The following is a 23,213-nucleotide window of genomic DNA, read 5'->3' on the forward strand; positions in this document are numbered from 1 at the left end:
TATCTTACTCCTGTTCAGGGTTTCTTAAGTAATATCCTACGCCACGGCGTGTTACAATCCATGACGGATGACTTGGATTGTCTTCAATTTTCTCACGTAAGCGGCGGATAGTTACATCCACAGTGCGCACGTCTCCAAAATAGTCATAGCCCCATACTGTTTGCAACAAATGCTCCCGTGTCATAACTTGACCTATATGTTTTGCTAGATAGTGTAATAGTTCAAATTCACGATGTGTAAGTTCAATGGCCTCATCACGCTTTAATACTAGATATGCCTCTGGTTGAATAACAAGTGATCCAACTATGATATCACTTGAAGTTTCTTCTTGTTCTTCAGTTGCTGTTGTTGATTGATGGCGGCGCATATTCGCTTTTACACGGGCTATTAATTCACGAGTACTAAATGGTTTTGTCACATAATCGTCTGCCCCTAATTCTAAACCTAATACTTTATCAATTTCGGAGTCTTTTGCTGTTAACATAATAATAGGTATATCATATTTTTTTCGTACTTCACGACATACTTCTATGCCATCTCTTTTTGGTAACATGATATCTAGAAGCATTAAATCTGGTTTGATTTCCTCCACTTTTTCAAGTGCTTCATCACCATCATAGGCACAAACAACTTTGTAACCCTCTTTTATTAAATTAAATTGCAGTATATCTGCAATCGGTTTTTCATCATCTACAACTAAAATTGTCTTGTCCACATTTATACTTCCCTTCATATATGAATTTGATTTATGTTATCAATTAACGTTAGTTTTTGTATATTCCATATCTTTAACTCTATCATGCTTTAGCTTTCAGTGCATCTTTTGGAAACCCAGGCACATTGATATTGCCCGGGGAATAATGTTAATCCTGACTTCTTTCACAAAGAACTCTATGTAAAAAAACAGTCCACTTTCATAATGGACTGCATCGGTCTATTTTATTTTAATACATTTAACGGGTTAAGCAATTTTCCATTTTTAGACACTTCGAAATGTAAGTGTACGCCTGTCGAATTACCAGTTGTCCCCATAATCCCAAGCTTAGACCCTTGTGCTACTACTTGTCCCACTTCCACATCAATCGATGCCAAATGGCCATAAACTGTTTGATACCCGTTATTATGATCAATTGTTACTTTATTGCCATAAGACCCATCTACACCTGCAAATGTGATTTCACCGTTATCAGCTGCTTTAATCGTAAAACCATCTGGTCTAGCAATATCAAGTCCTCGATGTAGTTCACCCCAACGATAGCCCATTTCACTTGAAATATAACCACCTTCTGCTGGCCATTCAAAGCTTCCGCTTCCACGTGAAGGTACTTCTTTTGTTCCCTTAATAATCACACGTGTTTCCGGTTCCTTCATAACAGATTGCGTTATTACTTTTTCTAAAGCTGGATTACCATCTATCTCGGTAATCACATGTCTTACTAGTTTCTTACCATCTGAGCCTTTTTGTTTTACTTCCTTCTCACCTGTTAGCATTGTTTTATCTTTCTCAATAATTGTTTTATGATCTATTTTCTCAGACTTTATCGATTCTTTTGTTAGTTCAATATTAATCCTAGGCTCTAACTCTGCTACTTTAATGGAATGTCCAATTGTTAGAGATTTATCATCTGTTAAATTTTTATTGAGTTTTAAAAGCTTAGAAGTTGAAAGTTTATATTTTGCTGCAATGCTACTAAGAGTATCGCCATCTTTAATGGTATATGATTTCTCTTGATGCTTGCCTTTTGTTAGTAATTTAACAGCTTCCTTTGTAGTTAATACATTAGATGGATCTGTATATTCAGTCATACCTGATACCGATTGTTTTATAGAAATATCCACAATACGCGTTTCGTTTTTCTTTAATGGTGGTAAAGTTTTATGGGCATTTTCAATAGTATCTAATACTTTTAGCTCTTTAGCTGAAACATACTGTAATTTAAGCTGGCGGAGTGCTGCTTCATATGCATCAATGTCTTTTACATAGGCAGCCACCTTGCCATCGATGAGTAATGCAAATGCTGAAGCTTTAATTGATAAAGCATCGTCTAGCTTTCTTAAAGTATCTTCGTCATTTATATCCTCTTGAAAAACTTGCTCTGATATAACAGATAAACCTGGTGCAGCATTTAGAGAGAGATTTTCGTATTTGGTGCTGGCCTTTTTTACTTTGTCTTCGATATGTTTATCTATCAACTTTTCATTGGAAACTGCTCCAATGTATTGATTCTTAATGTATATATGATAAATTTTATGCAACTGATCATCTTGCTTAGCATTTGCGTAATTAGTATTAAATCCTATTATTGACATGAGAAATATTACGATAGTTGCTGCTTTCATTGCTGTTGATTGGCGGGTTCGTTTAGAAAATATAAAGTTCTCACTACTATTCCGTTTCAAACGCATGATAAGCTCCTTTCGATTTTTTGATTTAAATATCAATTATTTTATTGCAAAAGTTATGTCGAAATCAAGCTTCTCTAATTTAACATATTCCATTTTCCAATTGAACTTATTACGCTTGATGTCACTAAAATGTATAATTCACTCCATTTATTTTGAAGTTTTTGCAATTCAAGGGTTAAAATAGGTAGTTTTTATTTATTATAGACGATTTTTGTAAGCATTATTCACCATACTACTCTCTATTTATACAAAGATCTCATTTCTTTTTTGTAATTATTGTTACAATATTACTCTTTTCACTTTTGCATTTTTGAAAATTCCGTTAAAATTAAGGTAGAATTAAGGTAGAATTATTAGTTTTTAGAGAATGGGGAGATTAGTTTTGAATGACTCAAACAGGAGTATGGAAGACATTTTAGCAGAAGCAAAAAAAATTCGTGACAAGAATAGGAAAACCTCTAAAGCTCGTTTACTAAAACGCATTATTATGGTGATAATTGGTGCAATTATCATGGCAATTGGTTTGGAGCAATTTCTTGTACCCAACAATATTTTAGATGGTGGAATTGTCGGTATATCTATTATTGTTTCCCACCTTTCTGGTTTACCACTAGGATTATTTATTTTCCTCTTGAACATACCCTTCTTTTTCCTAGGTTATAAGCAAATTGGTAAAACTTTTGCCTTATCAACTGCGTTAGGAATTACTACTTTATCTATAGCTACGATTCTATTACACCCAATTGAACCTTTTACAAAAGATTTACTATTATCAACAGTATTTGGCGGAATTGTTCTTGGCACTGGTGTTGGTATCGTTATCCGTTACGGTGGTTCTCTCGATGGGACAGAAATTATGGCTATTTTATTTAACAAAAATTCCCCGTTCTCCGTCGGCGAAATCATTATGTTTTTCAACTTAGTCATTTTCACGGTAGCCGGTTTTGTTTTCACATGGGAACAAGCAATGTATTCCGTACTTGCATATTTCATCGCTTACAAAACCATTGATGTAGTCATTCAAGGGCTTGATGAATCGAAATCTGTCTATATTATTAGTGAAGAATATGAGGAAATTGGTCGTGCCATTATGGATCGTCTAGGCCGTGGGGTTACTTACTTAATCGGTGAAGGCGCATATACTGGCGACGGAAAAAAGGTGATATTCACGGTAATTACACGACTAGAGGAATCTAAACTTACAACGATTGTAGAAGAACTCGATGATCATGCATTCCTCGCAATTGGTAATATCGCAGAAGTCCGCGGTGGACGCTTTAAGAAGAAAGATATTCACTAAATGCAAAAAGGTTAATTCTCTAATGAGAATTAACCTTTTTTATTTATATTAAAGTATTAATTGCTATATTCTTCACAGTTCTAATCTTGATCAATACTAATATCTGCTCTTTTTAAATAGTGATGTATATTCCTTATTATATCTCTCTTGTGGTGCTATAGAACCGTTGTTCCAATTGCTTTATAAAGTGAGACGACAGAAAAAAAGCGAAGAAAATTTCCCTCCGCTTTTTTGATTATTTATTAAATTTTACTTATTCTCCCCAAACGTCAACAAGGACATTTGTTTGATCACGATCTGGACCTACTGAGAATGTAGCAATTTGAATGCCAGCTAATTCACTAACACGCTCAACATAGCGACGAGCGTTCACTGGTAATTCTTCTAGCGTTCTGCAGCCTGTAATATCCTCAGCCCAACCTGGTAGTTCTTCATATACCGGTTCACATTGTTCAATAATGTGAAGGTTAGCAGGGTATTCTGTGATTGTTTGACCTTTGTATTTATAAGCTGTACAGATTTTAACCGTTTCAAGACCTGATAATACATCAATTGAGTTTAACGATAAATCTGTAATTCCACTTACGCGACGTGAATGACGCACTACTACGCTATCAAACCAACCAACACGACGTGGACGACCTGTAGTTGTACCATATTCGCGACCAACTTCACGGATCTGGTTACCTACTTCATCAAATAATTCAGTTGGGAATGGTCCATCACCAACACGAGATGTATAGGCTTTACAAACACCTATAACACGCATTTCTCTAGATGGTCCAACTCCTGCACCAATTGCCACTCCACCTGCTACTGGGTTTGAAGAAGTTACGTATGGGTATGTTCCTTGGTCGACATCAAGCATAACGCCTTGTGCGCCTTCGAATAATACGCGACCACCTTCATCAAGAACATCATTCAAGATCTTTGAAGTATCAGTTACATATTTAGCAATTTCCTGACCATAGCTATAGTATTCCTCAAAAATATCTTCAAAATTTAACCCTTCTGTTTCATAGAACTTTTCAAAAAGGCGATTTTTAAGAGCTAAGTTTTCACGAAGTTTTTGTTCAAATACTTCACGATCTAATAAGTCCGCCATACGGATACCGATACGGGCTACTTTATCTTGATAGCAAGGTCCGATACCTTTAGCAGTTGTACCAATTTTGTTGTCTCCACGGCTTTCTTCATCTACAATATCTTGTTTAATATGATAAGGAAGAATAACGTGTGCACGGTTCGAGATACGAAGATTTTCAGTGCTTACTCCTCTTTCTTGTAGGCCTTTTAATTCCGTTACAATAGATTTAGGGTTTACAACTAATCCATTACCGATTACCGAAATCTTATCTTGATAAAAAATACCTGATGGGATTAAGTGCAACTTGTAAGTTTCGCCATCAAATTTAATGGTATGTCCTGCATTATCTCCACCTGCATAACGAGCAATCGCTTCTGCCTTTTTTGATAGGAAGTCGGTAATTTTACCTTTACCTTCATCTCCCCATTGAGTTCCTACTACTACTACTGATGTCATACCAGCACCTCCGTCAGACGCTTTCAAGCATCCTGAATCAAACAACGCTTATTGTATCAACTGAAAAGACAATAGTCAATTAAAAACAAACAAAAACACGAACGCACTATGATGTATAGTAATTAAACGTTCGTGTTCCATATACTCTAATATCCTCCAGCTGGCTCATGTTGCGACCAATCAACACTAACAAATTTGTTATGTTCTTTGACGAAAGCAAGCTTAACCGTGTCTGTTGGACCATTACGTTGCTTAGCTACAATAATTTCAATCGTATTAGCATCTTCCGTTTCTTTATCGTAGTAATCTTCACGATATAGGAAAGAAACGATATCGGCATCTTGCTCAATACTTCCGGATTCACGTAAATCACTCATCATTGGTCGTTTATCTTGACGTTGTTCAACGCCACGTGACAACTGAGATAAAGCAATAACAGGCACTTCTAATTCACGTGCTAATGCTTTTAGTGAGCGTGAGATTTCGGATACTTCTTGTTGGCGGTTTTCGCGCCCGCTACCACTGCCTTGAATAAGCTGCAAATAGTCAATTAAAATCATGCCAAGCCCATGTTCTTGTTTTAACCGGCGACATTTCGCACGTATTTCATTAATACGTACACCTGGTGTATCATCAATGAAAATGCCAGCCTTAGATAAACTGCCCATTGCCATTGTTAGTTTACGCCAATCTTCAACATTTAAAGCACCTGTACGTAATACTTGTGCATCAATATTACCTTCCGCACATATCATACGCATAACAAGCTGTTCTGCACCCATTTCAAGTGAAAAGATAGCAACGTTTTCAGACGTTTTTGTTCCTACGTTTTGAGCAACATTTAAAGCAAATGCTGTTTTTCCAACTGAAGGTCGTGCCGCTACAATGATTAAATCCCCTCGTTGGAATCCCGCAGTTAGGCGGTCCAAATCACGGAATCCAGTAGGGATACCAGTTACATCTCCTTTTCGATGTTGTAACTGCTCAATGTTTTCGTATGTTTGGACAAGTACATCCTTCACATGCTTAAAGTCCCCTGCGTTCTTGCGACTTGCCACTTCCATCATTTTACGTTCAGCTTCTGCTAAAAGTGCATCTACTTCGTCTTCACGTGTATAACCATCTTCTGCAATTTTCGTTGCTACTCTAATTAAGCGCCGTAATAAAGCCTTCTCTGAAACGATTTGTGCATAATAAGCGACATTGGCTGCTGTTGGTACAGCATTGGCAAGTTCGGTTAAGTAAGAAATACCTCCAATGTCTTCTAGCTCATTATGATTGGAAAGTTCCTCTGTCACTGTAACAACGTCTATTGCTTTACCTTGATCGCTTAGACGCAACATCGTCGAGAAGATTTTAACATGCGCAGATCTATAGAAATCATCTTCAAGAAGAATTTCTGAAGCCGTTATGAGTGATTGTGGTTCAAGAAAAATGGCTCCTATGACAGATTGTTCAGCTTCAAGATTATGAGGCGGAACGCGTTCCAATAATGGATCGTTCATATATGTCTCTCCTTACGCTTCTTCTGTAACATGCACTTTCAGCGTAGCTGTCACTTCATGATGTAGCTTCACTGGTACGTTTGTAAATCCTAGTGCACGAATAGCGTCTGCCAATTCCATTTTACGTTTATCAATTTTAATACCATGTTGTTTATTTAAACCATCTGCAATTTGTTTTGTAGTCACTGCACCAAATAAACGGCCACCTTCACCTGATTTTGCGTTTAGTATAACCGTTAACTCTTCAATTTTTGCTTTTAAGTCTTTCGCAGCAGCTAATTCAGCAGCCGCATCTTTTTCAGCTTTTTTCTTTTGCCCATCTAATTGGCTAATTGCTGCCTGATTTGCCTCAACAGCTAGATTATTTTTTAATAAGAAGTTATGTGCATAACCATCAGCTACATTTTTGATTTCACCTTTTTTGCCTTTACCTTTAACGTCTTTTAAGAATACTACTTTCATGATTCCGAACTCCCTTCTAATACTACCTCTATTGCTTCTTTTAGCATGTTAATAGCTTCATCGATTGTTGTTACGTCTATTTGGCATGCAGCGTTCGTTAAGTGACCACCACCACCGAGCTCTTCCATTACAAGCTGGACGTTAATTTCACCTAGTGAACGTGCACTAATACCAATGAGCCCATCATTACGGTGAGCAACTACAAATGAAGCTGATATATCTTTCATTGTTAATAATATATCTGCTGTTTGTGCAAGTAAAACCGAGTTATAAATCTTATCGTTATCTCCACGTGCTATTGCTAGCCCTTGATGTACAAATTCTACTGTTTGAACTATTTTAGAACGTTCAATATACGTATTAATGTCTTCTTTTAGTATACGTTGTACTAAAATTGTATCTGCCCCGTTTGTACGTAAATACGAAGCTGCTTCAAATGTACGCGCTCCAGTGCGTAAAGTGAAACTTTTTGTATCTACAATAATACCTGCTAGAAGTGCTGTTGCTTCTAACATTGTTATTTTATCATTTTTTGGCTGATACTCTAATAATTCTGTGACAAGCTCGGCTGTCGATGACGCATAAGGCTCCATATAGACAAGCATTGGATTTTTTACAAACTCTTCTCCCCGACGATGGTGATCGATTACGACTACCTTTTCAGCCTTATGCATTAATTTCTCTTCAATTGTCATTGATGGTTTATGCGTATCAACAACGACTAACAATGATTTATCGGTAATTTTCGATAATGCTTCCTCAGGGGTGATAAAGCGATCATAGAGATCAGACTTTTCCTTAACCACATTCATTAAGCGGATAATGCTATTATCAATTTGATCAAAATCCATTACAACATAACCATCGATTTTATTCATCTGAGCCATCTTACGAACACCAATGGCTGCTCCTATGGCGTCCATATCAGGCATTTTATGGCCCATCACGAAGACTTGATCACTATCCTGTATTAAATCACGAAGTGCATGAGAAATAACGCGTGCACGTACTCTAGTACGCTTTTCAACAGGATTTGTTTTACCACCGTAAAATTTCACTTTACCATTAGGTTGTTTGATTGCAACCTGGTCACCACCACGTCCTAAAACAAGATCTAAACTAGATTGTGCCAGTTCTCCAAGTTCTATAAGGGATTGCGAACCAGCACCAACACCAATACTTAATGTCAAAGATAAACTTTGTTTTGCTGTAGTTTCACGAATATCATCTAAGATAGAAAATTTCTTTTTCTCAATTTCTTGTAGAATAGATTCGTTTAATATCGCTATAAAACGATCAGTTTCTATACGCTTTATGAAAATACCATATTGCGTGCCCCAATTATTAATAAGCGATGTAATAAGTGAATTTGTCTGGCTACGATTTTGATCATCCATACCTTGTGTAATTTCGTCATAGTTATCGACAAATAGAACGGCTATTACTGAACGATCTTCATAGTATAGCGCTTCAATTTCTACTTGCTCTGTAATATCAAAGAAATATAATAACCTTTCTTCGGGTTTATAAAATGCTCGATACTTACGATCCCTAAGCGTAATATTCATTTCGTTCTTTTCATCGTGTTTGATCAATGTATAGAGATCTTCGGAAAGATTAAAAATCTCCTCTCCCATTAATGTATCTACATCTAAAATACCTAGCATATATGGATTCGACCATTCAATCAAATATTGAGTATCCATTAATATGATACCAATAGGCATTTCAAGCAAGGCCTCTTCCCCTATCTTTTGCATGCGATATGAGAGAGTTTCAATGTGTTTTTCCGTTTCTTCATAGGTTGTTTTTTCCGTTTTCCACGTCGATATTAAAGCTAATACCACTACAACACCATAAGCAATACCAATGAACGGATTCCACATTATACATGTGATAACGCTTGCTACACTAAGAAGAGACAGAATTAAAAGAGGATATCGAATTGGTCTTTTTCTAAACAAAGTACCCATAAAATTCATCTCCTTATTTTCTCGGCGTTCCCGTCACAAGCGCACGAATATTAAATCCTAAATCCACAATACCAAGTAGCGTAACAAACGAGTATAAAGGTAACGCTAAAATAGTACTTATTATTGCAATCCATTTAGGCCATTCTTGCTCATGCACATAGTAGTGAATAAATGACATACCCTGTAGTAGTAACAATGTGCTCAGTAAAAATGACAAATTCAAAAATACCGTATCAGCGAACGAACCACTTTCAGGTTTAATAAATACTGTCACTATTAAAACTAGCATATAATACCATAAAACAGATCTAGGCAATTGAAGATCTTTAAATGGTGCAAATTTTGGAACGGTTATTTCAAAACGTTTTAATAATGGCAAATTAACTGTAATGATGATAAAAGAGATTATGAATACAGTCATCGTAATCATAGTCGGCATTAGCATATTAAATACATCAAACATCTGCACTAACTGTTCATCAGTCATTGCTGTTACACCTGGCATAGCCTTTTGTAATTCATTCGACCTTATATAGCTTTCTTGAATGACATTCATAATAATTTTCAATACATCCAAATTTAAAAACTTAACCAGGATAATATACATAAACGCTGTGGATAGTAATACACTAATACCTGTTGTCATAAATAAATAAACTTTGCTTCTTTTCATGCGGAGTGCATCGCCAATTAAAAATCCTACAAGACAAAAAATAATGGCAAGTGGCAAAGCCTTTATACCTGTAACGAGTATTGAGACTCCTATACTAACAACAGCTACTATCATTGAAGCTTTGCGATCGTACATTGCACTATACCAAGCAATTGGAAAAGAAATGAACCATATTGTAACTAAAGTTAATATAGGAATATATGAAGTAATCGCTAATAGGGCTGTAAAAAATACGGTCATCATCGCCCCTTGTGTCAGTTGTTGTGTTTTATTTTTAGGCATCTATAACCTTCCTTTTTTCAAAAGACAATGTTCTATTTCATCTTATTATTGTACCATGTTTCATGTTCTTGAACAAAAATGCGCTAGGCTATACTTTCATGAATAGTGAGGTGTTCAATGGAGAGAATTTATGTAGTGTGTTTAGATGCATATATAAGGTCGTAGGAAGTTATTTTTGTGTGAAAAAAAAAGACCGGTTACCCGGTCTTTTGAAAATTCTTATCTTTCTTCTGTGCTGAATGGAAGTAAGCCCATAATACGAGAAACTTTGATTGAAGCTGTAAGTTTACGTTGGTATTTTGCGCTAGTACCAGTTACACGGCGTGGAAGAATTTTTCCGCGCTCAGAGATGAATTTTTTTAACAAATCTACATCTTTATAGTCGATGTGTTTGATGTTGTTAGAAGTAAAATAGCAAACTTTACGGCGTTTGCGGCCTCCTCTACGTGGTGCCATAGTATTGTCGCCTCCTTAAGTATATTGGTATATATTGCGTGCAATGGATTTTTACTTAGAATGGTAAGTCATCTTCAGAAACTTCGATTGGACCACCATTGTTGTTAGCAAATGGATCTTCATCTACACGCGTATAGTTTTGCTGACTAGGTGATTGATTCTGTTGATAAGATGGTTGTTGTTGATAGCTGTTTTGTTGTGGAGCTTGGCCGTAAGATTGATCACCACCATATGATGGTTGTCCACCGTACTGTTGCTGTCCTTGCGGACGTTCTCCTGAAGCACCGCGCGGTTCTAAGAACTGCACACTATCTGCAACAACTTCAGTTGTGTAAACACGTTTACCATCTTGTCCTTCATAACTACCTGTTTGGATACGACCTTCTACGCCCGCTAAGCTTCCTTTTTTTAAGAAATTAGCAGTGTTTTCAGCTTGTTTACGCCAAACGATGCAGTTAATAAAGTCCGCTTGTTTTTCACCTTGTTGGTTAGCAAATGTTCTATTTACAGCAAGTGTAAAACGAGCAACAGCTGCGCCACTTGGTGTATAGCGAAGTTCCGGATCTTTTGTTAGTCTTCCAACTAATACGACTCGGTTAATCATCAGAATACAACCTCCTTTATCTGCGATTTTTATAAATTAAGATTATTTTTCTTCTTCGCGAACTGCAATGTGGCGAATAATGTCTTCACTAATATTAGCAAGACGAGTGTATTCGTTGATAGCTTTAGCGTCAGCGTTAATTTTCACGATTTGGTAGAAACCTTCACGGAAATCATTGATTTCGTAAGCTAAGCGGCGTTTGCCCCACTCTTTTGATTCGATGACTTCAGCGCCGTTTGAAGTTAAGATTTCGTTGAAGCGTTCTACAAGAGCTTTCTTCGCATCTTCTTCAATGTTTGGGCGAATGATGTACATTAATTCGTACTTTTTCATCTATAAGCACCTCCTTATGGACTTTGGCCCTACTAGTTGCAGTGGGCAAGGAGCAAGTAAATTTATTACTCACATCAGTGAATTGTAGCACATTAATTTGAATATAGCAACCTGCTTCCCTATACATTTCCAAGTCTTTTCCATTATACTTAAGAATAGGGGTGATAAATTTGATAGAACATGAGGAACCTTCAATAATTGAGTTAGATTTAAAAAAAATTGCTTGGCAAAACATTATTATAACGTTTGGCTTAATGATCGGACTTATTCTTCTAAATGGTTGGATTCATCAAGTATTTGAACTAAATTTTTCACTTTTAAGTATTTTTCTATTTATCTTATATTATTTTATTTTAATTGTGTTACATGAAATTTTTCATTTAATTGGCTTTATAATCTTTGGTAAAGTGCCTTTTCGTTCATTAGAATACGGTGTAAATTTGAAAATGGGTGTAGCGTATGCAACAACAAAAGAGCCTATTTGTAATAGGGCAATGAAAAAAGCACTCCTACTACCTTTTTGGACAACAGGCGTTATTCCAGCGGTTCTTGGCCTCTGTATAAATAGTAGTATGCTCGTTGTGTTAGGTGCATGGTTGATCGCCGGTGCCGTAGGGGACTTTGCTATGTACTTCGCACTTCGAAAATACCCAAATACATATTGGGTAAAAGATGATCCAGAGTTTCCTAGATTATATTTATATAAAAATAAAACATATTAAAAGTAAAAGACAGTGCCGGATACATCCAGCACTGTCTTTTACTTTTAAATTATACGTTGAAACGGAATAACATAACATCGCCATCTTGTACGATGTATTCTTTACCTTCTTGACGCACTTTACCTGCTTCTTTTGCTGCAGTCATTGAGCCATTTACCATTAAATCTTCATAAGCAACTGTTTCTGCACGGATAAATCCACGCTCAAAGTCAGAGTGGATGACACCCGCACATTGTGGTGCTTTCATTCCTTTACGGAATGTCCATGCACGTACTTCTTGTACACCTGCTGTAAAGTAAGTTGCTAGTCCAAGAAGATTGTAGGCTGCACGAATTAATTGGTCTAAACCAGATTCTTCGATACCTAGTTCTTCAAGAAACATTGCTTTTTCTTCATCATCAAGCTCTGCAATTTCTTCCTCGATTTTAGCACAAATAACAATTACTTCTGCGCCTTCAGCTTTTGCATATTCGCGTACTTTTTGTACGTATTCATTATCGTCTGCATTTGCCACTTCATCTTCAGAAACGTTTGCTACGTATAGCGTTGGTTTTACAGTTAGTAAGTGGAAGCCTTTAACGATTTTTAATTCTTCTTCAGTGAAGTCAATAGAACGACCAGGTTTTTCTGCTTCAAAAGCTTCTTTTAAGCGCGTTAAAACTGGTGCTTCAGCCATTGCATCTTTATCTTTTTGCTTGGCTAATTTTTCGACACGAGATAGGCGTTTTTCAACTGCTTCTAAGTCTGCAAGAATTAACTCAAGGTTAATAACTTCGATATCTTCGATTGGGTCTACTTTACCTGATACATGTGTGATGTTATCGTCAGCGAAACAACGAACTACTTGTGTAATTGCATCTACTTCACGAATATGTGCTAAGAACTTGTTACCAAGACCCTCACCTTTACTAGCACCTTTTACAATTCCGGCAATATCAGTAAATTCGAAAGCCGTTGGTACAGTTTTCTTCGGTTCTACTAATTCCGTTAATTTTTGTAGACGGTTATCGGGTACTTCAACGATTCCTACGTTTGGATCAATCGTACAGAATGGGTAGTTTGCAGATTCTGCTCCTGCTTTTGTAATTGCGTTAAACAATGTTGATTTACCTACGTTCGGTAAACCCACGATGCCAGCTGTTAAAGCCATTCTATTCACAACCTTTCAATTTTTCAAAAACACTATTACATTTACATGACTTGTTAATTATAGTGACTCATCTAGTAAAAGTCTAATTTTGCTCTTCTATTAATGGATTAGCAGCAATTAATATTTTCTTTAATTTTTTTTCAAATTCTCTTCGCGGAATCATCACGCTGTGTTGGCAGCCCTCGCATTTAATACGAATATCAGCACCCATACGGATAATTTTCCATTCATTTGTACCGCATGGATGTTGTTTTTTCATTTCCACTACATCACCAAGTTCGAACTTTTTTGCTTCCATCATCATTCTCCTTCTTCGTTAAATGTTTGATTATTATCTCTTTCATAAACCATCATTTTCGGATAAGGAATTTCGATACCATTTTGATCGAAAATTTCTTTAACATCACGACGAACCATACGTGATATTGCAAAGTGTTGCATTGGTAATGTTTCCACAGAAATTCGTAAAGTAATCTCTGCTCCCACTACATTTTGAACCCCTAACAAAGTAGGAGGTGTAGTAATTTCTTCATGTTTCTTTGGAAGATTTATAAGATATGCTTCTATTAAACGCTCAGCTTTTGCAATATCTGAATTGTATGCAACACTCACATCAATAACAGCAATTGAGTTATTTATAGAATAGTTCACAACATCAGTGATAGATCCATTTGGAACAATATTTATTTCCCCAGCAGCACCTTTAATTTTTGTTGTACGTAATCCAATCTCGAGTACTGTACCTTCTACTGAAGTAATTTTAATATAGTCACCAACACCAAACTGATCTTCAAAAATAATGAAGAATCCAGTGATGACGTCTTTAACTAAGCTTTGTGCACCAAACCCGACAGCTAAACCGACAATTCCGGCACCTGCCAATAACCCTGCTACTTGAATATTCATCGCTGATAATATAGCAAGAATTGCCGAAAAGTACACTACATATGAAATAACACTTTGCAACAATCTCAAAATTGTACGATGACGTCGTTCTGAAGCAGGTTGTAATGGTGATGGTACACTCATGCGGATATCAAAAGCCTTACGAATAGCTATTTTAGCTACACGCACAACAATCATTGATAATATCGTGATTGCCGTAATTTTTATTATTGCAATACCAATATTTGTCCACATTTCTTCACTAGTCACAACTGCCATAAAGTTGTTATACATTTTTTCAAATTTCATTTTTGACGCTCCTCTTGCATAAAAAATTCCCGCTATGCGTATAATGCTGAAAAAAGAAAGAGAGATTCTAGATGCTTATAACTTCGAATCAACCATTTTCACATGTTCTCCATTATAAAGAATCAGGTGCCATTTGGCGGTTGAGCTCTTTCCTTTTAGAGCATATACCATTTCATCACGAAAATCTTGTTTTTTGCTGCATTGGAACCGATCGCTCTACTGGAGACTCACTCGGACCCTTAGCTGGCAGTTTTTTAAATCAGTATGTTTCATTTCCTTATGAGATTATAGGGACTTTAGAAAAACCCCTTCACGCACTGAATCTAACAGATACAGTTGATAATTTGACTACCCATGAAATAAAACCATTTGTAGTTGCTATTGATGCTTGTCTTGGTTCACAGCAACGTATTGGGGAAATTATCGTTCATGAAGGCCCTTTACTGCCTGGTAAAGCTGTCAAGAAGGAGCTCCCCCCTATTGGTGATATGTCTATTAAAGGCATAGTCAATATCGGAGGATTTATGGAGCATGCGGTTTTACAAAACACTCGTCTACATGTTACGTATGAAATGAGCCAGCAAATTTCGCGTGCTTTATTTTTGGCGTGGAGTCGTTATTCTTTAAAAAAGGTACATGAACATAACCGCGATGGCCACAACGAGTATTCCCGGAAGTAAGTTGGCCACGCGGATTTTCGTTAGTCCTACTAAATTAAGACCTATCGCAAGAATCATAACGCCACCCGTTGCAGTCATTTCTTGGATGAACATCTGTAGTGCTTCATCAGGTATAAACCGGCTAATTTGCCCTGCAAAAATAGCAATAATACCTTGATACAAAAATAACGGGACAGCGGATAAAATAACGCCAATTCCCATTGTCGAAGCTAAAATTACGGCTGTAAAACCATCAATAATACCTTTTGTTATTAAAACAGAATGATCATTTCGTAGCCCGCTATCCAATGCACCTATAATAGCCATTGAACCGATAACAAAGATAAGAGTAGCATTAACAAATCCTTGCGAAATATTGCCACCCTTAGCCTTGTTTCCTAATTTCCTCTCAAGAAATTGACCTAAACGGTTTAATTGCTTATCTAAATCAATCCATTCTCCTAGAATTGCACCAAATACAAGGCTAACTATGACGATTATAAAATTCTCGCTTTGTATCCCCATTTGGATGCCTAATACTGCTACAGCCAAGCCTATAATACTCATCACTGTCTCTTTTGTATTATCAGGTATTTTCTGTAACAATATACCAATTAACGTACCTATTACAATTAGAATCGCGTTTATTGCCGTACCTAATAAAACCAAGTGAAATCCTCTCAATCTTCGAGTAATTCTAATATACGTTCTAAATCATCTGCAGAGAAAAATTCAATTTCAATTTTCCCTTTGTTTTTTGACTCCTTAATCGTTACATTCGTACCAAAGTAATCACGTAATTGTGATTCTTTTTCAGCAATGAAAATATCTTTTTTCACTGTCTTCTTTGTTTCACGTGAAACATTGTCATTCATAGATTGTACTAATGCCTCTAACTGACGAACGTTTAAATGTTGAGTTAACACTTTTTCAGTTACTTGAGATATTAATTTCCTTCTTTTTAATCCAAGTAATGCACGACCGTGTCCCATTGTTATTTTACCTTCTGATAAAAGAGTACGTACATCTTCCGGTAACGCTAACAATCGGATATGATTTGCGATATGTGGGCGGCTTTTCCCCAAACGAGATGCTAGTTGTTCCTGTGTTAAATTTAAATTATCCATTAGATTTGTATAAGCTTCCGCTTCTTCTATTGGCGTTAAATCCTCACGCTGTAAGTTTTCAAGAATTGCAAACTCCATCATCTGCTGATCGTCCATCTCTCGAACAACAACTGGAATTTCTGTTAATCCTGCAAGTTTAGAAGCTCTAAATCTTCTTTCACCAACAACAATTTCATAAAAATTTACTCGTTTGCGGGCAATTATCGGCTGTAAAACACCATGTTCTTTAATGGATAATGCTAATTCCTCAATTGCAGACTCATCAAAAATTTTCCGAGGTTGATATGGATTTGCACGTAAATCTGTTAATGCCAAATGCTCTACTGTTTCATTAGTAGATAAAGATTCCCCCGGGAATAATGCGTTAATTCCCTTTCCTAGACCTTTAGCCATTTTTAATCACTTCCCTTGCAAGCTCTAAATACCCCTCTGCCCCACGCGATTTTGCATCATATACAATAATCGGTTCACCATGACTTGGTGCTTCACTCAAACGAACATTACGTGGGATAACCGTTTTAAATACTTTATCTTGAAAGTATTTTTTTACTTCCTCAATTACTTGAAGACCAAGATTCGTACGCGCGTCGAGCATCGTCAATAAAACACCCTCAATTGTTAGTTGATGATTTAAATGCTTCTGCACTAAACGTACAGTTGATAATAGCTGACTTAATCCTTCTAATGCGTAATATTCACATTGTACAGGAATCAAAATCGAATCAGATGCTGTTAATGAATTAATTGTTAATAAACCAAGAGATGGTGGACAGTCAATTACAATGTAATCATAGTCATTTTTTATATCATCAATTGCATGTTTTAACCGTACTTCTCTTGAAATTGTTGATACTAATTCTATTTCAGCTCCTGCTAATGCAATTGTAGCAGGTACTATATATAAATTTTCAACCTTTGTTTCTCGAATGACATCTTTAATTGGTTCGTCATCAATTAGCACATCATATATACATTTATGTACTTCGCCTTTGTTAACCCCAACTCCACTCGTTGCATTGCCTTGAGGGTCTGTATCAATCATTAATACTTTTTTACCTAAATGGGCGAGGCAAGCGCTAAGATTAACTGATGTTGTAGTTTTTCCTACGCCGCCTTTCTGGTTAGCGATTGCAATTGTTTTACCCACATGTGCACCTGCTTTCCAAAATCAATTTTATAAAAATAGGCAATATTAAATTAATTTGAATACCTAATTTTCATTCTATCAAAAAAATGTACAATAGGCTCATATTATAAAATAAAAATATATAAAAAAACTCTTGTCCTAAATACTAGACAAGAGTTTAAAATAGATGAAATTATGATTTCTTTTTCGGTATTTTCACAGTGATTTGATAAAACTCATCATGTTCTTCTTCTTCGGCTTCTAAATTAATACCTGTTTTTGTGACCATCGTAAGTGATTGTCTAATTGTATTTAATGCGATACGAATGTCTTTACTAATTGCTTTACGAGTTGGCTTGTTTTTCTTTGGCTTCTCAGCAGGATTTAGAATTTCATCAATTCTTTGCTCTAATTGTCGCACATTATAATCATTGTCGATTATTTCTTGTAACAACGATAACTGCAATTCTTTGTCTTTGACGGGCACTAAGGCACGTGCATGACGTTCTGAAATTTCCCTTTTTAAAATAGCCATTTGAATTTCTTCAGGTAGCTTTAATAAGCGGATTTTATTAGCTATTGTCGACTGACCTTTACCAAGCCTTTGAGCAAGTGCTTCTTGTGTTAAACCATGAAGTTCTAATAATTTTAGGTAAGCTTGTGCTTCTTCAATTGATGTAAGCTCTTCACGTTGTAAGTTTTCGATTAATGCAACTGAAGCCGTTTCTTTATCGTTCATTTCACGAACGATAGCGGGTACTTCTGTCCACTCTAGCATTTTCATTGCTCGATAACGACGCTCGCCTGCAATTATTTCGTAATGACCTTCTTCCATTTTTCGAACGACGATTGGTTGAATTACACCGTGTGTACGGATTGTTCGTGCAAGCTCTTCAATCTTCGAATCATCGAAAATTGTACGTGGCTGATAACGATTCGGCTGGATCTCATTAATAAGGAGTTTAACAACCGATTCCGCACTTTCTACCTCATTTTTCGAGTCGTGTTCTACTTTCTCACCACTTCCAAAAAAACGTGAAAAAGTACTTTTCATCCCTTGGCACCACCTTTAACGATATTTCCAAGCATTCTCCATCTAATATCATAGTAAAAGCCCGTTAGAAGGTGGAGAGAACTATTTATATTTTGACTATCATTGTGCAATAAGTAATACTTCTATATATCATTATAGTTATTTTCGATAAAAAACGTAAGCACCCTTTTATGTTTCACGTGGAACGAAACAGTTATTGGATTGGTGATTTGTTTGGTACACCTGGCTTACGTGGATATTTCTTCGGTGTATTTTTTGTTTTATTAAAAATAAAAATTGAACGTTCACTATCTTCAATTGGTAATAAAAATGAATGGCTATCTACTAATTTAGCACCTAATACTGTTAAAGCTTTTTTAGCATCCTTCATTTCTTCATCACCACTTGCTGCTTTCATCGCAACAAAATGACCGTTTGTTTTCACAAGAGGGATACACAGCTCAGAAAGTACTGATAATCTAGCAACTGCACGCGCTGTTACAAGATCAAATTGTTCTCTATATTTTGGATTTTGGCCAAAATCCTCTGCACGTGAATGAACGAATTCTACTTGGTCTAAATGTAACTGTTCACTTAAATGTGTTAAAAATTGAATACGTTTATTTAATGAATCTACAATTGTCACCTGTAAATGTGGGAAACAGATCTTAATTGGAATGCTTGGGAAACCTGCACCTGCTCCTACATCACATAATGATTGTACTTTATCGAAATCCATATAAAAAGAAGCACTAATAGAATCGTAGAAATGCTTTAAATAAACAGATGGCTTATCAGTAATTGCAGTTAAGTTCATTTTTTCATTCCATTCAACTAATAGCTCAAAATAAGTATGAAATTGTTTTAACTGTCCCTCTGATAACTCAATTCCTTGTTCCTTTAAAGCTTGCACAAACTGTTCTTCGTTCATGATTTTCCCCTTCCATGTAGTGCCACTATAGTTTTGTCATATTATTCGTTGCTTGCTAATTTCGCTATTCTACCATGTTCAATATACACTAGTAAAATTGAAATGTCAGCAGGGTTTACACCTGAGATACGTGATGCCTGTGCAACAGATAGTGGTCTTACTTGTTTTAATTTTTGTTTTGCTTCGGTTGCAATTCCTGAAATTGCTTCATAATCAATATTCTCTGGAATTTTTTTATCTTCCATTTTTTTAAGCTTATCTACTTGTTGAAGTGCTTTTTCAATGTAGCCTTCATATTTCACTTGAATTTCGATTTGCTCTTTTTCTTCTGTTGATAGCTCTGTTGGTGACTCTGTTAATGTTGACAGTAATCCATACGTCATTTCTGGTCGTTTTAATAGATCTGCGGCACGAATACCATCTTTTAATTCACTACTACCTAAATCACGTAATAAGCCTTGTGTTTTAGCATCTGGTTTTAAAATGGTATTACGCAGACGTTTAATCTCATTATCTACTTTTTGACGTTTTGTATCAAATCTATCATAACGCTCTTGGGTAATTAAACCTGCTTCATAAGCACGATCAGATAAACGCATATCTGCATTGTCATGACGTAGTAATAATCGGTATTCTGCACGAGAAGTTAATAGACGGTATGGTTCGTTTGTTCCTTTTGTTACAAGGTCATCGATTAACACACCTATATATGCATCTGCACGTCCTAAAATCATCTCTTCTTTACCAAGTGCTTTAGCAGCAGCGTTAATACCAGCCATCAATCCTTGGCCAGCTGCTTCCTCATAACCTGAAGTACCATTAATTTGACCAGCTGTGTATAAGTTTGCAATACGTTTAGTTTCTAATGTCGGCCATAATTGAGTTGGTACAATTGCATCGTATTCGATGGCGTAACCTGCCCGCATCATCTCTGCCTTTTCTAGACCTGGCACTGATTCCAATAATTTGCGTTGTACATGTTCTGGTAAGCTTGTTGACAACCCTTGAACATACACTTCACGTGTATCACGGCCTTCTGGTTCTAAGAATAGTTGATGACGAGGTTTATCACTAAAACGAACAACCTTATCTTCAATTGATGGGCAGTAACGTGGACCAGTACCTTTAATCATCCCTGAATACATTGGAGATAAATGAAGATTATCATTAATGATTTCATGTGTTTCTTCGCTAGTATATGTTAACCAACATGGTAGTTGATCTATGATATATTCAGTTGTTTCATAACTAAACGCTCGAGGCTCTGTATCACCAGGTTGAATTTCAGTTTTACTGTAATCAATTGTCTTACTGTTAACACGTGGTGGTGTACCTGTTTTAAAGCGTACTAATTCAAAGCCAAGTTCTTTTAGATTATCCGCTAATTTAATAGAGGGCTGTTGATTATTTGGACCACTTGAATATTTCAAATCTCCAATAATGATTTCACCACGTAGGAATGTACCTGTTGTAACAATAACTGTTTTTGCATGATAAACAGCACCGACTTGAGTAACAATACCTGTTACTTCACCATTTTCAACAATTAATTCATCTACCATTGCTTGGTGAATTGTAAGGTTGTCTTCATCTTCTAATAGTTTTTTCATTTCTCGTTGGTAAAGTACTTTATCTGCTTGTGCACGTAATGCACGTACTGCAGGGCCCTTACCTGTATTTAACATACGCATTTGGATATGCGTTTTGTCGATAATTTTACTCATCGCACCGCCTAATGCGTCAATTTCGCGTACAACAATTCCTTTAGCTGGACCACCTACTGATGGGTTACATGGCATAAAGGCAATCATATCAAGATTGATTGTTAGCATGAGTGTTTTTGCACCCATTCTTGATGCAGCATATGCAGATTCTACTCCTGCATGACCTGCTCCAATTACAATCACATCGAACGTGCCTGCTTCAAATTTTGTTGGCATGCTCGTTACTTCCTTTCTATATTTAAGTTTATTTCCCTAAACAAAATTGCGAAAATAGCTGATTGATTAGACTCTCTTGCACGGTATCTCCAATAATTTCACCAAGAATTTCCCATGTTCTAGTAACATCGATTTGAATCATATCAACAGGCACGTCTACATGAGCTGCTTCAATGGCATCCTTAATCGTTGAATGTGCTTGGTGTAATAAAGCGATATGGCGTGCATTTGATACATATGTCATATCTCCAGCATCTAATGAACCTTCAAAGAATAATGCCGCAATTGCTTCCTCAAGCTCAGTGACACCTTCTTCTTTAAGTAAAGATGTTGTCACCACTTTATGATTTCCTGCTAATGCTTGTACACGAGCTAAATCGATTTGTTGTGACAAATCTGTTTTATTGACAACGACTATATAGTCCATACTTTGAATCGTTTCGAAAAGACGCTCATCTTCATCGGTAAGCTCATCTCCATAGTTTACAACAAGAAGGATTAAATCTGCTTCTTTCAAAACTTGTCGAGAACGTTCTACACCGATGCGCTCAACAATGTCCTCTGTTTCGCGAATACCTGCAGTATCAACCAAACGTAGTGGAACACCCCGTACATTTACGTACTCTTCTATAATATCACGCGTTGTACCAGCAACGTCTGTAACGATTGCTTTATTTTCTTGTACAATGCTATTTAATAGTGACGATTTGCCAACATTCGGACGACCTAGTATAACAGTTGAAAGGCCCTCACGCAAAATTTTACCCTGAGAAGATGTTTGTAAAAGTTTCTCGATTTCTTTCATTACCCATGTAGATTTTTCGAGCATAAGCGGAATCGTCATCTCTTCTACATCGTCATATTCTGGATAATCTATGTTCACTTCTACTTGCGCTAAAGTTTCTAGTAAAGCTTGTCTAAGCTCGCCGATTAATCGTGATAATTTCCCGTCCATCTGACCAAGTGCTACATTCATTGCACGGTCTGTTTTTGCACGAATTAAATCCATAACAGCTTCTGCTTGAGATAAATCAATTCGACCATTTAAGAAGGCTCTCTTTGTAAATTCACCAGGCTCTGCTAATCGCGCACCATTTTTCAATACTAACTGCAATACTCGATTCACCGAAACTATTCCACCGTGACAGTTGATTTCTACTACATCTTCACGTGTAAATGTTTTTGGCCCTTTCATCATTGATAGCATAACTTCCTCTACTACCTCACCTGATTCCGGCTCCTTTAAATGTCCATAATGAATCGTATGTGACGGCTGTGTGGATAACTTTTTCCGGCTCGGCGAATGAAACACACGATCCGCAATAGCAACAGCATCATCCCCACTCAAACGGACAATGGCAATTGCTCCCTCACCCATTGGCGTTGAGATAGCCGCAATTGTATCGAACTCCATAGATAATACCTCCTAAAAAATTAAAAATTATCCACATGTGGATAACCTAAAACGAACTAACTCTCTAACATACAATAATAGCATAAAAGCACGAAAAGTAGAATTGTGGACAACTTATTTTAAATGCTGAAGGCGCTCATTCAGCTGCGACAAGCTTTGGAATTTTCGAATCAAAGTCTCTTTTAGACTTTGACCGAGAAAAATGGAAACGACCTCGAGCAGCTAGCGCCGATAAACTTAAGTGCACGGCGTCCTATCGCAACGGTTATCTGACCCACTTCCTGTGGGCATCCGACAATTTTATATTCATAAACTCAATATCTAACAAATATATATATGCCACTTCACTAAAATTATCCATTAAAATATTCAAAAGCCCA

General features: G+C 36.5%; 23 protein-coding genes. 3 read left to right on the forward strand and 20 right to left on the reverse strand.

Annotation, left to right across the window (positions count from 1 at the left end; genetic code table 11):
• Positions 1-4: 4 nt before the first annotated feature.
• Together yycF and ACQKMD_RS10050 are read right to left on the reverse strand one after the other, a co-directional pair.
• Positions 5-715: a response regulator YycF gene (yycF, locus tag ACQKMD_RS10045; protein WP_427751651.1), complete on the reverse strand. Its 711-nt coding sequence runs from the start codon at positions 713-715 to the stop codon at positions 5-7.
• Between the two features lie 224 nt (positions 716-939).
• A complete protein-coding gene (locus ACQKMD_RS10050) occupies positions 940-2,406 on the reverse strand; it encodes a peptidoglycan DD-metalloendopeptidase family protein (RefSeq protein ID WP_427751653.1) in 1,467 nt (488 codons plus the stop codon).
• A 403-nt stretch (positions 2,407-2,809) separates the two neighbouring features.
• Here ACQKMD_RS10050 and ACQKMD_RS10055 point away from each other — a divergent pair, with 403 nt between their 5' ends.
• Positions 2,810-3,706, forward strand: a complete 897-nt coding sequence (locus ACQKMD_RS10055) for a YitT family protein (RefSeq protein ID WP_427751655.1) — start codon at positions 2,810-2,812, stop codon at positions 3,704-3,706.
• Positions 3,707-3,959: 253 nt separating this feature from the next.
• On the opposite strand, the gene ACQKMD_RS10060 is transcribed toward ACQKMD_RS10055, so the two are convergent.
• From ACQKMD_RS10060 to rpsF, 8 genes are all read right to left on the reverse strand, one after another.
• Positions 3,960-5,249, reverse strand: coding sequence for an adenylosuccinate synthase (locus tag ACQKMD_RS10060; RefSeq protein ID WP_427751657.1), 1,290 nt, complete (start codon positions 5,247-5,249; stop codon positions 3,960-3,962).
• A 146-nt stretch (positions 5,250-5,395) separates the two neighbouring features.
• Positions 5,396-6,754: a replicative DNA helicase gene (gene dnaB, locus ACQKMD_RS10065; RefSeq protein WP_427751658.1), complete on the reverse strand. Its 1,359-nt coding sequence runs from the start codon at positions 6,752-6,754 to the stop codon at positions 5,396-5,398.
• A 12-nt stretch (positions 6,755-6,766) separates the two neighbouring features.
• Positions 6,767-7,216, reverse strand: coding sequence for a 50S ribosomal protein L9 (rplI, locus tag ACQKMD_RS10070; protein WP_427751660.1), 450 nt, complete (start codon positions 7,214-7,216; stop codon positions 6,767-6,769).
• Positions 7,213-9,189: a DHH family phosphoesterase gene (locus ACQKMD_RS10075; RefSeq protein ID WP_427751662.1), complete on the reverse strand. Its 1,977-nt coding sequence runs from the start codon at positions 9,187-9,189 to the stop codon at positions 7,213-7,215. The genes rplI and ACQKMD_RS10075 overlap by 4 nt, the downstream gene beginning before the upstream one ends.
• 13 nt (positions 9,190-9,202) lie before the next feature.
• The gene (locus tag ACQKMD_RS10080) at positions 9,203-10,144 is read right to left on the reverse strand and encodes a YybS family protein (RefSeq protein WP_427751663.1); all 942 of its coding nucleotides are present in this window, start codon (positions 10,142-10,144) and stop codon (positions 9,203-9,205) included.
• A gap of 219 nt (positions 10,145-10,363) precedes the next feature.
• On the reverse strand, positions 10,364-10,600 hold the full coding sequence (gene rpsR, locus ACQKMD_RS10085) for a 30S ribosomal protein S18 (protein ID WP_038178800.1): 237 nt from the start codon (positions 10,598-10,600) through the stop codon (positions 10,364-10,366).
• A gap of 55 nt (positions 10,601-10,655) precedes the next feature.
• Positions 10,656-11,204: a single-stranded DNA-binding protein gene (gene ssb, locus ACQKMD_RS10090; protein ID WP_427751665.1), complete on the reverse strand. Its 549-nt coding sequence runs from the start codon at positions 11,202-11,204 to the stop codon at positions 10,656-10,658.
• A 42-nt stretch (positions 11,205-11,246) separates the two neighbouring features.
• The gene (gene rpsF / locus ACQKMD_RS10095; RefSeq protein WP_038178796.1) at positions 11,247-11,537 is read right to left on the reverse strand and encodes a 30S ribosomal protein S6; all 291 of its coding nucleotides are present in this window, start codon (positions 11,535-11,537) and stop codon (positions 11,247-11,249) included.
• A gap of 170 nt (positions 11,538-11,707) precedes the next feature.
• On the opposite strand from rpsF, the gene ACQKMD_RS10100 reads away from it, so the two are divergent.
• Positions 11,708-12,259 carry a metalloprotease family protein gene (locus ACQKMD_RS10100; protein ID WP_427751667.1) on the forward strand — a complete coding sequence of 184 codons (552 nt, stop codon included), beginning with the start codon at positions 11,708-11,710 and terminating at the stop codon, positions 12,257-12,259.
• A 49-nt stretch (positions 12,260-12,308) separates the two neighbouring features.
• On the opposite strand, the gene ychF is transcribed toward ACQKMD_RS10100, so the two are convergent.
• The 3 genes from ychF to ACQKMD_RS10115 all read right to left on the reverse strand — a co-directional run bounded on the left by ychF (position 12,309) and on the right by ACQKMD_RS10115 (position 14,603).
• Entirely contained in the window at positions 12,309-13,409 is a 1,101-nt protein-coding gene (ychF, locus tag ACQKMD_RS10105) for a redox-regulated ATPase YchF (protein WP_427751669.1), read from the reverse strand.
• Positions 13,410-13,491: 82 nt separating this feature from the next.
• Positions 13,492-13,707 (reverse strand): DUF951 domain-containing protein, encoded by a 216-nt coding sequence (locus tag ACQKMD_RS10110; protein WP_427751671.1) that lies wholly within the window; start codon positions 13,705-13,707, stop codon positions 13,492-13,494.
• A 2-nt stretch (positions 13,708-13,709) separates the two neighbouring features.
• Complete coding sequence (locus tag ACQKMD_RS10115) at positions 13,710-14,603, reverse strand: mechanosensitive ion channel family protein (protein ID WP_427751672.1); 894 nt, start codon at positions 14,601-14,603, stop codon at positions 13,710-13,712.
• Positions 14,604-14,674: 71 nt separating this feature from the next.
• Between ACQKMD_RS10115 and yyaC the strand changes: the two genes are divergently transcribed.
• Positions 14,675-15,283, forward strand: a complete 609-nt coding sequence (gene yyaC, locus ACQKMD_RS10120; RefSeq protein WP_427751674.1) for a spore protease YyaC — start codon at positions 14,675-14,677, stop codon at positions 15,281-15,283.
• Here yyaC and ACQKMD_RS10125 read toward each other — a convergent pair.
• The 7 genes from ACQKMD_RS10125 to mnmE form a co-directional block, all read right to left on the reverse strand.
• Entirely contained in the window at positions 15,227-15,931 is a 705-nt protein-coding gene (locus tag ACQKMD_RS10125) for a DUF554 domain-containing protein (protein ID WP_427751676.1), read from the reverse strand. The two genes, yyaC and ACQKMD_RS10125, sit on opposite strands and share 57 nt — an antisense overlap.
• 11 nt (positions 15,932-15,942) lie before the next feature.
• Positions 15,943-16,782 carry a ParB/RepB/Spo0J family partition protein gene (locus tag ACQKMD_RS10130; protein ID WP_427751678.1) on the reverse strand — a complete coding sequence of 280 codons (840 nt, stop codon included), beginning with the start codon at positions 16,780-16,782 and terminating at the stop codon, positions 15,943-15,945.
• Complete coding sequence (locus tag ACQKMD_RS10135; protein ID WP_427751681.1) at positions 16,775-17,536, reverse strand: ParA family protein; 762 nt, start codon at positions 17,534-17,536, stop codon at positions 16,775-16,777. The genes ACQKMD_RS10130 and ACQKMD_RS10135 overlap by 8 nt, the downstream gene beginning before the upstream one ends.
• A gap of 172 nt (positions 17,537-17,708) precedes the next feature.
• Positions 17,709-18,569 (reverse strand): nucleoid occlusion protein, encoded by an 861-nt coding sequence (gene noc, locus ACQKMD_RS10140; protein WP_427751684.1) that lies wholly within the window; start codon positions 18,567-18,569, stop codon positions 17,709-17,711.
• Positions 18,570-18,762: 193 nt separating this feature from the next.
• Positions 18,763-19,479 (reverse strand): 16S rRNA (guanine(527)-N(7))-methyltransferase RsmG, encoded by a 717-nt coding sequence (rsmG, locus tag ACQKMD_RS10145; RefSeq protein WP_427751685.1) that lies wholly within the window; start codon positions 19,477-19,479, stop codon positions 18,763-18,765.
• A 41-nt stretch (positions 19,480-19,520) separates the two neighbouring features.
• Complete coding sequence (gene mnmG, locus ACQKMD_RS10150; protein ID WP_427751686.1) at positions 19,521-21,419, reverse strand: tRNA uridine-5-carboxymethylaminomethyl(34) synthesis enzyme MnmG; 1,899 nt, start codon at positions 21,417-21,419, stop codon at positions 19,521-19,523.
• Positions 21,420-21,447: 28 nt separating this feature from the next.
• Positions 21,448-22,833 (reverse strand): tRNA uridine-5-carboxymethylaminomethyl(34) synthesis GTPase MnmE, encoded by a 1,386-nt coding sequence (gene mnmE, locus ACQKMD_RS10155; protein ID WP_427751688.1) that lies wholly within the window; start codon positions 22,831-22,833, stop codon positions 21,448-21,450.
• Between the last annotated feature and the right edge of the window lie 380 nt (positions 22,834-23,213).

It is taken from the genome of Viridibacillus sp. NPDC096237 (assembly GCF_050278625.1).
In the GTDB taxonomy this organism is placed as follows: Bacteria; Bacillota; Bacilli; order Bacillales_A; family Planococcaceae; genus Viridibacillus.

Coding starts and splice junctions, on each gene's coding strand:
- ACQKMD_RS10050 (WP_427751653.1), bottom strand. CDS start 2,406: ATGCGTTTGAAACGGAATAGTAGTGAGAACTTTATATTTTCTAAACGA.
- ACQKMD_RS10055 (WP_427751655.1), top strand. CDS start 2,810: ATGGAAGACATTTTAGCAGAAGCAAAAAAAATTCGTGACAAGAATAGG.
- ACQKMD_RS10060 (WP_427751657.1), bottom strand. CDS start 5,249: ATGACATCAGTAGTAGTAGTAGGAACTCAATGGGGAGATGAAGGTAAA.
- dnaB (WP_427751658.1), bottom strand. CDS start 6,754: ATGAACGATCCATTATTGGAACGCGTTCCGCCTCATAATCTTGAAGCT.
- rplI (WP_427751660.1), bottom strand. CDS start 7,216: ATGAAAGTAGTATTCTTAAAAGACGTTAAAGGTAAAGGCAAAAAAGGT.
- ACQKMD_RS10075 (WP_427751662.1), bottom strand. CDS start 9,189: ATGGGTACTTTGTTTAGAAAAAGACCAATTCGATATCCTCTTTTAATT.
- ACQKMD_RS10080 (WP_427751663.1), bottom strand. CDS start 10,144: ATGCCTAAAAATAAAACACAACAACTGACACAAGGGGCGATGATGACC.
- rpsR (WP_038178800.1), bottom strand. CDS start 10,600: ATGGCACCACGTAGAGGAGGCCGCAAACGCCGTAAAGTTTGCTATTTT.
- ssb (WP_427751665.1), bottom strand. CDS start 11,204: ATGATTAACCGAGTCGTATTAGTTGGAAGACTAACAAAAGATCCGGAA.
- rpsF (WP_038178796.1), bottom strand. CDS start 11,537: ATGAAAAAGTACGAATTAATGTACATCATTCGCCCAAACATTGAAGAA.
- ychF (WP_427751669.1), bottom strand. CDS start 13,409: ATGGCTTTAACAGCTGGCATCGTGGGTTTACCGAACGTAGGTAAATCA.
- ACQKMD_RS10110 (WP_427751671.1), bottom strand. CDS start 13,707: ATGGAAGCAAAAAAGTTCGAACTTGGTGATGTAGTGGAAATGAAAAAA.
- ACQKMD_RS10115 (WP_427751672.1), bottom strand. CDS start 14,603: ATGAAATTTGAAAAAATGTATAACAACTTTATGGCAGTTGTGACTAGT.
- yyaC (WP_427751674.1), top strand. CDS start 14,675: ATGCTTATAACTTCGAATCAACCATTTTCACATGTTCTCCATTATAAA.
- ACQKMD_RS10130 (WP_427751678.1), bottom strand. CDS start 16,782: ATGGCTAAAGGTCTAGGAAAGGGAATTAACGCATTATTCCCGGGGGAA.
- noc (WP_427751684.1), bottom strand. CDS start 18,569: ATGAAAAGTACTTTTTCACGTTTTTTTGGAAGTGGTGAGAAAGTAGAA.
- rsmG (WP_427751685.1), bottom strand. CDS start 19,479: ATGAACGAAGAACAGTTTGTGCAAGCTTTAAAGGAACAAGGAATTGAG.
- mnmG (WP_427751686.1), bottom strand. CDS start 21,419: ATGCCAACAAAATTTGAAGCAGGCACGTTCGATGTGATTGTAATTGGA.
- mnmE (WP_427751688.1), bottom strand. CDS start 22,833: ATGGAGTTCGATACAATTGCGGCTATCTCAACGCCAATGGGTGAGGGA.